Here is a 9278-nt window from a genome sequence, read left to right as displayed (position 1 = left end):
ATACAGTGATATTTACAGTGTTTCTACTACAACCACAGGGTGGCTCAGTTTACTCCGAAATGGGTGGCTCAATTTCACCGGAATTTACAAGTTTACAGTGCCTGAAACAGGAGAAGTAATCACCCGACACCATCGGTATGAGTATGTACCGGTTGAAGCATCAACACCTGAACAGGCTGTATTCGCACCTATATTTTAGTAGTTACTGCATCGTATAACTTGAAGGACAGGGTCTTAACTGACTCTGTCTTTTTTATTTCTATCACCTTTAATACAGTACAGATTATGCAATTACAACCAGCACAACGAAAGAATGTAAAGATCAAACTGGGTATACAGGGACCAAGTGGTTCGGGTAAAACCATGTCTGCGTTACTACTCGCGGTAGGTCTTACACAAGATTGGACACAGGTTGCAGTTATTGATACAGAGAATCATTCTGCTGAACTATACGCTCACCTGGGTACCTATTTTGTATTACCGTTGACTCCACCGTATACACCTGAACGGTACATTGAAGCAATACAAGTGTGTGTAAGAGGAGGTATCAAGTGTATCGTGTTAGATGGTATTTCTTCCGAGTGGGAAACCATATTGGATGCACATTCACAACTAACTGGTAACTCCTATACGAACTGGTCAAAATTCACACCTCGCCATCAACACTTCTTAAATGCACTACTTCAAACCGATGTACATATCATCTGTACTCTCAGAAGTAAGCAGGACTATATACTAGTCGAAAAGAATGGAAAACAAGTACCTGAAAAGGTAGGTATGAAACCCATTCAACGGGATGGTATTGATTATGAATTGACTCTGGTATTCGAGCTAACCATGAAGAATCATGCGGTTGCCACCAAAGATCGAACAGGTTTATTCACGGGTCAACCTGAGTTCATCATTACCTCTGATACAGGAAAATTAATACTTGATTGGTGTAATCAAGGTATTTCACAGGAACAGGAACTACGTAATCAGATCCTTCAATGTAAAGATGTCAGTTCCCTACGAACTCTGTACGAACAGCATCCCCTGTATCAAAAATCTTTACTCACTGAGTTCAATCTTCGTAAACATCAACTTCAATCGCAAAATGGACAACACACTCATTAATACCCTAGACGTAGAGCAACTAACTGTTCCGTCATTCATTGAAGCCAATACCGTACCTGTACAACTACTGGAGATTCAACATAATCATATTATTCCGGTATATGTAAAGGATAATGAACCTCTTATTTCTCACGCTGATTTTATCAATGCTACTGGGGAAGTAGTCAGTAATCTATTTCAGCATGAAATCATCACCCATCCACATATACGTGTATCTCACCCCATTAAAGGTAGAGTACCCGAAGCAAAGGATAAACCTGCGAAACAGTTGGAAGAGTGGGAAAAGACTTTGTACTATGAGCGATTAATGTTTGTAGTAGAAATTCCTACTATTCAGGAAACTATTGAAGGGAATACTTTGAGTCTTACCATTGGAGGGGTAAAGAGTTATTCTCACGACAACCTCTACAACCGTAAAGGTGCCGATGAACACTTTACTGTCTTTATTGGGTTCCAGAACAAAGTTTGCACCAACTTATGTGTATGGACGGATGGTTTGAAAGCGAAGGTAAAGGTGAGGAATATAACCCAGTTAATGCAGGAGCTACACCAACTCATTGTACAGTATCGGGTAGAACAACAAGTAAAGATTTTAAGAAAATTGCCTGAATATGTACTGACTGAACATCAGTTTGCAACCCTTATTGGTCGATGTAAGCTGTATCAGTACCTACCATCGGAACAGAAGAAGGGAATACAACCGCTGACATTTGGTGATACTCAAATCAGTACCATTGCTCGTGACTACTACCAGGACTATAACTTCTCTCGAAGTCAAAGTGGTGAAATCAGTCTGTGGAACGTGTACAACCTGTTTACGGGTGCAAACAAGAGTTCGTACATCGATACCTTCTTACCACGGTCAGTCAATGCTACTTCGTTTGTAGAAGAATTAGTACTGAATATGGATCAGGGGTCAACTAATTGGTTTCTGAACTAGTAAAGATACCAGTCTCCTGAACTAGTAAAGATACCAGTCTCATTTAGGGACTGGTATTCTTATACCTGCACATCAAGGTTAACAAATTCTCATTAACTGCTAATAAATAATGATTAAACCAGACTATGAACTCCGGTACGTAGATCCCTTTTCAATATTGATAGTGGGTCAGAAAGGAGATTTACGAAGGTTGTACTGTCCATTTTATGTAATATGTAAAATAGCAGTACAAGGTATTCAGGTGGAGGAAAGGATATTAGTAGACATGGTCAGAACAATACCTGAGTATACCATAGGGTATGTGATCAGAGGTCGGATGTATCCCCACTATCAATTCATCATTCTTTAAGTATACAAGAAAGGATTATGCTGTATTTTGCCAACCACCGCTTTTGAGAAAGTTTCTTTCGAATAAAACCACTGAACACGAGAGTGGTATCGAGAGTGGTATATTGTGTATTCCAACCAATGCTACACTAGACCTAAAAGGTAAAGATTAGATATTGGTTGGAAATACAAAGCAAAAAAACACACTTAGTCCATATATATATAATACACTATGTATATATAATTTTAGATTACCTCATTCGAGAAGCACTATTTAATAGTGACATAAATGTTCCAATATTTTCACTTTGGGAGCGGTAGTCTAATATAACGAAATCTAATGGATTTTCTCTTTGAATTTTAAAACGCACTGGTTTAACCTTCTTTACTATCTTGAAATGAAGTTTTGTAAAGCGTACAGCTTGTGTTAGTGTATCGAAAGCTTTATGCAACCCTAGTTCTGAGAATATAGTATTCCACTTTTCAAGTAGTTCTTCTCTGGTGAACTCTTGTTTCAATGGTAGGTGATGAGAAACAGTTCTTTTGTATTGAAAATCTTTATGAAGAGTAGCGTAATATCCTGCTAATTGGAGGTTCGTTAACATCCTCCTGTCAGGTTTTAAAGATGCTTCTTCAATTTTATCTAACAATTGACTCGGTTCTATAAATTCGCACAAATTATCGTAGATAGTAGCGATTTCTTGTTGATATGGCGTTAACTGATTCCAATGAACTGGTGAATTATCCTCGTCTAATTGTAAGTCAATAGGTATTCCAGGTTGTGTGTCACGTAATAAACTAATAATTTCAGTTACTTTGTCTGCTCTATCCTCTTGGTTTATATCACTTATTGTTACATCAGTACTAGAAGTTACAGTTTGGTATTCAACCTGATGTCCCTGTACTTCTAATGTAATTTTTAATGTCTCAGGACTTCTGTACAGTTTATTTCTAACTCTTAAACTTTCTGCAAATGCGTCGAGATTTAAGTACGATATAACAGCTTCTTTATCTTTATTGATCCGAACGAACCTATAACCTCCTGTACTAGTATTATCAACAATCAGCTTTCTAATTATATCAATATGTCCTTTCAAAACGGAGTTACTATTGTAGTTAAGATCGATACATTTCAAAGCTACGATTTCCTGTTCTGCTGCTTCAACTAACTGTTCCTGAGTGTATTCCATTTCTGTGTTATGATTAGGTACAGTATCGTAAATAACTATTTCGGATAAAACACCTGGTCTACTTCGACCTGCAATTTGTTTTAAACGATTATCTGAGATAGCATGTATTTTATTTGAATTACCACTAACTGATATTATGTGGTAGGATTCGAGAAGGTCAAAACCTGTGAAGTAAGCAGAAGTAACAAAGTTAAGGCGAGCAGGTAGTACATCACTATTTAATTCATGATAGTAAGAACCGACCTTATCTTTACTACTTATGCTACATAATATTCTGACATCCTCTTTACTTATTAAATTAGAATTGACTAAGTGACTAGCAAGATTGTAGCAATTAGTTACAGAGTTATATGCAACCATAACCTTATTTTCTGGATGGGAAATCAATACCTCTTGAATTGTATCACTGGTAGTACCAACCAGATTCGTTGTATATTTAAGTAGTATACTGCGTACAGTTGGATTCTCATAGACTATGGATGTAGTAGGTTCATCCTTCAAATCAGGATCAGAGAACTTCAACATAGTAGCAGATACCATACTTCTTTGATCTTGTGGAAATAGTTTATAATAGTCAAAACTGGACTCCATACTACTTCGGAATAAAGAATCTAGTTGAAAGGAGTCTGCTTCATCGATAAGTATATGAAAATCTTTGTATACGGTATCACCAATCCAATCTATTACTTTCCATAAGCTATCTGCTACTACTACTATTTTCTTGTATTGGATACTTGGATTAGAAATATAAGTTAAGAAGGTATCCTTTCGTACTTTATTAAGATGGTATTGAGTTTCACTTCCCACATACATAGCTCCATGTTTATGAGCTTTACTCGATGCAGTTATTTTAATCGGTTCAACTATGATTGAATTTCTTGGAGTGTTGAACTCCAGGGTAGTTGCACCCATACCTGTTTCTGACTTACTGATAATCCCAGGAGGTAGACTATCAAAAACATCACCCAAGTATGAACCATTACGGATAACATATTTTGTAACCAGTCCGTCTGTTTCGGTGCTAATCACATTTGTAGTATCAATTTTTTTCATCAGAATAAGTAATATTATAATTTACTTATATATATTATGTGATTATACGTAGGTGATTAAAAAAATGCTTAAAAAGTACCAATTGCAAAGTAGTTAGTTTATATTTCAAATGCCATAAATCAATACTGTTGTGCAAACCTACCTGTCCGACTTGATCCCACGTATCCAATTATATTCTCAACAATTGGATAATATGACTTTACTTGCTGATCAACAGTGGGTAATGTTAAATAAAGAAAATAATAGTAGAGTAGTTTATATCTTTCGAAAAAATGGTCAACTAATTATTTCCAATAATGGAAAAGTTGATAAGGCCAATTGGGAATTCTTAGGAAATAATACTCTTTTGGTTGATCAGGGTAAAGAAAGTTATTTATATAAACATGGATTCTTTGATGAAACAGTATTGGTACTTAAAGTTGATGGAATGGATGATTATGTGGTATTTGTAAATGAAGTAAAGTTTGATAAAGGGGTTAAATCACTTGAAAGCATTGCTACTAGTTTAGAAAATAAGTATATTAAAAAAAATGTCAATAATGATATAAGTATTGATGCAAAGACTTTAAGGAAAGAAAATATTAATAACGTTGATAATTCTGGGAGTTTTGATAATATTTTTTGGTTTCTATTGGCATTTATCCTTGGTCTTTTATTTATTTATTCAATAGCGTTTCGCTAATCATTTTTAATGGGATAGTGGAGACTATAAGTTTTTTCCTTAAAGTGATTACTCTTGGATAACAATTTTTAGATTTCAAAGTAGCACAAATACTTAACTTTCTCCTTTTATTACATTCAAATGAGTAAACCTTATCACCCATGAATAACCACCAGCAGATCTCTTCATTCATATGGAACGTTGCGGATGACGTATTGAGAGGTCTTTTCAAACCACACGAATACGGAGATGTAATCATACCCTTTGTAGTTCTCAGACGTTTAGATTGTGTACTTGAACCTCAAAAAGATAAAGTACATAACCTGTGGGAACAGTTCAAGGAGAAAATTGATGATCCTACCCCCATCATACAAAGTCAGATCGGACTCAACTTCTTCAACCATTCTCAATTCGACCTGTCACGGTTGACTGCGAATAGTCTTAAACTTAACTTTTATAACTACCTCAACGGGTACTCCAAGAACGTAACTGAAATCATTGAAAATTTCCAGTTAGAGAAACCTATTGAGAAATTACTCAAAAATAACCGTCTGTACCTTCTGATCTCAAAGTTCAAAGAAGTTGACTTACACCCTAACGTAGTTAACAACCATACAATGGGTCAGGTATTTGAGGAACTACTCCGTAAGTTTTCGGAAATGAGTAATGAAACCAGTGGGGAACACTATACTCCTCGTGACGTAGTCAAACTATTGGTTTCCCTGGTATTCTCAGAAAACCGTGATGATCTGGAAGGTGAAGGTAAGATACGTACCATCTTTGACCCTTGTTGTGGTACGGGTGGTATGTTGACCATCGGTAAGGAGTGGATACAGGAAAACATTAACCCTGATGTTGATTTGCGTTTGTATGGTCAGGAACTCAACCCACAGACGTATGCAATCTGTAAATCTGATATGTTGATTACGGGTGAGAACCCCAATAACATTCACTTAGGTTCTTCACTTTCCGAAGATCGGTTACAGGGACTCACTTTCGACTACATGATTACCAACCCACCTTTTGGTGTGAGCTGGAAGTCAGAAGAAGATTTCGTTAAGAATGAATCACAAAACCCGAATGGTCGATTCTTTGTAGGTACTCCCCGTAGTTCCGACGGTTCGTTGTTGTTCCTTCAACACATGATAAGTAAGATGGAATATAAGGGTAGTCGTATTGGAGTAGTATTCAACGGTTCTCCCTTATTTACAGGTGACGCGGGTAGTGGTGAATCCGAAATACGAAAGTGGATCATAGAGAATGACTGGTTAGAAGCAATTGTCGCACTTCCAGATCAACTCTTCTTCAATACAGGTATCAGTACCTATATTTGGATAGTTACCAACCATAAGAAACCCCATCGTAAAGGAAAAGTACAACTCATCAATGCAACTGAACTTTCTTCTTTGATGAAGAAATCATTGGGTAGTAAACGCAAGTATATTACCGACACGCAGCGTCAGGAAATACTAGATACCTATCTATCCTGTGAGGAAACATCCATTTGCAAGATGTATTCCAACGAGTACTTTGGTTATACAAAGGTGACTGTTGAACAACCGCTAGTGGATGAGAATGGTCAAGTAGTACTCGACAAAAAGACGAAACACCCCAAACCTGATTCGTCTCTACGTGATTATGAGCGGGTACCTCTACAAACCGATATACAAATCTATTTTGACGAACAGGTGAAACCTCACGTACCTACTGCATGGATGGATCGGGGTAAAGATAAAGTAGGTTACGAAATTAACTTTACCAAGTACTTCTACCAGTACAAACCACTGCGTAGTCTGGAAGAGATAACTCGTGATCTACTCAAATTAGAAGAAGAAAGTGATGGGTTATTAGCAAATCTGATTGAACAATGAAGTTGTACTCCATTACAGAAACAGGTTTAAAAAGTGTTGAAAACCACCCATTCCAGTTAGAGAAGGAGATTCAGACACTCATAGAGAACAACCTCGATACATTGTTCAACTTGGAATTCGTCAAATCAGAACTCAGTATTAAAGGGTTCCGGTTAGATACCCTTGCATACGATAAAGAGAACAAGTCATTTGTGATCATAGAGTATAAGAGAGAGAGGAATTTTTCAGTAATTGACCAGGGGTATACTTACATGTCTATCCTTTTGAACAACAAGTCTGACTTCATTTTGGAATACCATGATCACTGTGGTATTACCTTACGGAGAGATGAGGTAGACTGGTCACAGTCAAAAGTGATATTCATTTCACCTTACTTCACAGAGTACCAGAGGAATTCAGTTAACTTCAAAGACGTACCCTTTGAGTTGTGGGAGATAAAAAGGTATGCGAATGGATTGATCGGGTTGAATCAACACAAAACTACCTCAGAGGAAACTATATCTACTGTTACCAAAGATCCTGAAAATGTGGTCAACAAAGTTTCTAATGAAGTAAAGAAGTACACAGAGGAGGATCATTTCAAAAAAAGTAAAAGTAGACCAGATTGGGTTATAGAATTATATAAATTAGTAAAAGAGAGGATAATTAACTTGGGTGACGTAGAAGTATCACCAAAGGGTACATACATAAGTTTCAGAAGGAAACGTCCCTTTGTGGATATAGTGATATATAATGAAGGGTTATACCTCATCATCAATATGAAAAGAGGTACATTAAATGATCCTAACAATGTTTCTAAGGATGTTAGTAACGTGGGACACTGGGGAAACGGTGACTACTCCATCTTAATGAACCAGGATAGTGACATGGATTACATTATGTCCCTAATCAATCAATCGTATAAGAGTCAGATGTTATGAGTAAATATCCAGCATATAAAGAATCAGGTGTTGAATGGATTGGTGAGATACCTGAAAACTGGGTTGTAAAAAAATTGAAATTTTTTGCTAGAATACTTAATGGAAGAGATTACCAGGAAAATGTTGTAGAAGAAGGAGGGTATCCCGTATATGGATCTGGTGGACAATTTGCAAGATCTTCCAAATATTTACATGATAAACCAAGTGTACTACTTGGAAGAAAAGGAACAGTTGATAAACCACAAATTGTGTTTACTCCTTTCTGGACAGCGGATACAACTTATTATACTGATATTTTTGATAATGTCCATCCCAAATATCTCTTTCACTTAGTAAATCAAATTCAGTTTGATCTATACATATACGGATCTGCAATACCCAGTATGACCAAGTCTGTATATGATGATATGCTTTTTTGTTACCCCCCACTACACGAACAACAAGCAATCGTCACCTACCTCGATAATCAGACTGCACTCATTGATGATTTGGTTAGAAAGAAGGAGGAGAAAATACAACTACTAAAAGAACAACGCACTTCCCTTATCAATCACGTCGTCACCAAAGGTCTTGACCCCGATGTAGAAATGAAGGATAGTGGAGTAGTTGAGATAGGCACTATTCCTAATCATTGGAAGACCATCAAATTAAAATTTATTGCACACTTACAAAGTGGTTGTTCAATTACTTCTGACTCAATAGATGTAGAAGGCAAATATCCTGTTTATGGAGGGAACGGACTTAGAGGTTATACTTCAACTTATACTCATGAAGGATACCATGCTTTGATTGGGAGACAAGGTGCACTGTGTGGAAATATCAATTATGCTAAGGGTAAGTTTTGGGCATCTGAACATGCAGTAGTTGTAACATTAAGAGGTAACTATGACACTCATTGGTTAGGTGAGTTATTGAAAGTGATGAATTTAAATCAATATTCTCTTGCGTCAGCACAACCAGGTTTATCAGTTGAGCGAATCCAAAATTTAGATATACCTGTTCCACCATCCAATGAACAAGTTCTGATTTCCAATTATATGAAAGAACAAACTGATTTTATAGATACTACTATCCAACAGGAAAAGCAAAAAATTGAACTACTAAAAGAATACCGACAAAGTCTTATATCTAACGTAGTAACGGGTAAAGTATGCGTCATTGATGATTGATACAGGATCATTACCTCATTTAATCCCCATT

General features: G+C 36.5%; 7 protein-coding genes and 1 pseudogene. 7 read left to right on the top strand and 1 reads right to left on the bottom strand.

The annotated features are described in order from the left end of the window. The 3 genes and pseudogenes from JUB14_RS15315 to JUB14_RS15305 form a co-directional block, all read left to right on the top strand. Positions 1-199: pseudogene (locus JUB14_RS15315) on the top strand (hypothetical protein); the annotation flags it as partial. Positions 200-285: 86 nt separating this feature from the next. Next, on the top strand, positions 286-1116 hold the full coding sequence (locus JUB14_RS15310) for an AAA family ATPase (protein WP_207507162.1): 831 nt from the start codon (positions 286-288) through the stop codon (positions 1114-1116). Then, positions 1097-2056 (top strand): DUF3871 family protein, encoded by a 960-nt coding sequence (locus JUB14_RS15305; protein ID WP_207507161.1) that lies wholly within the window; start codon positions 1097-1099, stop codon positions 2054-2056. The genes JUB14_RS15310 and JUB14_RS15305 overlap by 20 nt, the downstream gene beginning before the upstream one ends. A gap of 578 nt (positions 2057-2634) precedes the next feature. Here JUB14_RS15305 and JUB14_RS15300 read toward each other — a convergent pair. Beyond that, a complete protein-coding gene (locus JUB14_RS15300; RefSeq protein ID WP_207507160.1) occupies positions 2635-4626 on the bottom strand; it encodes a hypothetical protein in 1992 nt (663 codons plus the stop codon). A 193-nt stretch (positions 4627-4819) separates the two neighbouring features. Between JUB14_RS15300 and JUB14_RS15295 the strand changes: the two genes are divergently transcribed. From JUB14_RS15295 to JUB14_RS15280, 4 genes are all read left to right on the top strand, one after another. Continuing rightward, on the top strand, positions 4820-5308 hold the full coding sequence (locus JUB14_RS15295; protein ID WP_207507159.1) for a hypothetical protein: 489 nt from the start codon (positions 4820-4822) through the stop codon (positions 5306-5308). 140 nt (positions 5309-5448) lie between these two features. Further along, the gene (locus JUB14_RS15290) at positions 5449-7158 is read left to right on the top strand and encodes a type I restriction-modification system subunit M (protein WP_207507158.1); all 1710 of its coding nucleotides are present in this window, start codon (positions 5449-5451) and stop codon (positions 7156-7158) included. Next, a complete protein-coding gene (locus JUB14_RS15285; RefSeq protein ID WP_207507157.1) occupies positions 7155-8078 on the top strand; it encodes a DUF5655 domain-containing protein in 924 nt (307 codons plus the stop codon). The genes JUB14_RS15290 and JUB14_RS15285 overlap by 4 nt, the downstream gene beginning before the upstream one ends. Next, the gene (locus JUB14_RS15280; protein WP_207507156.1) at positions 8075-9247 is read left to right on the top strand and encodes a restriction endonuclease subunit S; all 1173 of its coding nucleotides are present in this window, start codon (positions 8075-8077) and stop codon (positions 9245-9247) included. The genes JUB14_RS15285 and JUB14_RS15280 overlap by 4 nt, the downstream gene beginning before the upstream one ends. The last annotated feature ends 31 nt before the right edge of the window (positions 9248-9278 follow it).

The sequence above is a fragment of the Telluribacter humicola genome, from assembly GCF_017355935.1.
GTDB classification, from domain to species: domain Bacteria; phylum Bacteroidota; class Bacteroidia; order Cytophagales; family Spirosomataceae; genus Telluribacter; species Telluribacter humicola.
The sequence above is the reverse complement of the archived record's forward strand: the minus strand, read 5'-3'. Positions and strand labels throughout refer to the sequence as shown.

Bases quoted from the DNA above. Each gene is read 5' to 3' on its own strand.
- JUB14_RS15290 (WP_207507158.1), top strand. From the start codon at position 5,449: ATGAATAACCACCAGCAGATCTCTTCATTCATATGGAACGTTGCGGAT.
- JUB14_RS15280 (WP_207507156.1), top strand. From the start codon at position 8,075: ATGAGTAAATATCCAGCATATAAAGAATCAGGTGTTGAATGGATTGGT.
- JUB14_RS15300 (WP_207507160.1), bottom strand. From the start codon at position 4,626: ATGAAAAAAATTGATACTACAAATGTGATTAGCACCGAAACAGACGGA.
- JUB14_RS15295 (WP_207507159.1), top strand. From the start codon at position 4,820: ATGACTTTACTTGCTGATCAACAGTGGGTAATGTTAAATAAAGAAAAT.
- JUB14_RS15285 (WP_207507157.1), top strand. From the start codon at position 7,155: ATGAAGTTGTACTCCATTACAGAAACAGGTTTAAAAAGTGTTGAAAAC.
- JUB14_RS15305 (WP_207507161.1), top strand. From the start codon at position 1,097: ATGGACAACACACTCATTAATACCCTAGACGTAGAGCAACTAACTGTT.
- JUB14_RS15310 (WP_207507162.1), top strand. From the start codon at position 286: ATGCAATTACAACCAGCACAACGAAAGAATGTAAAGATCAAACTGGGT.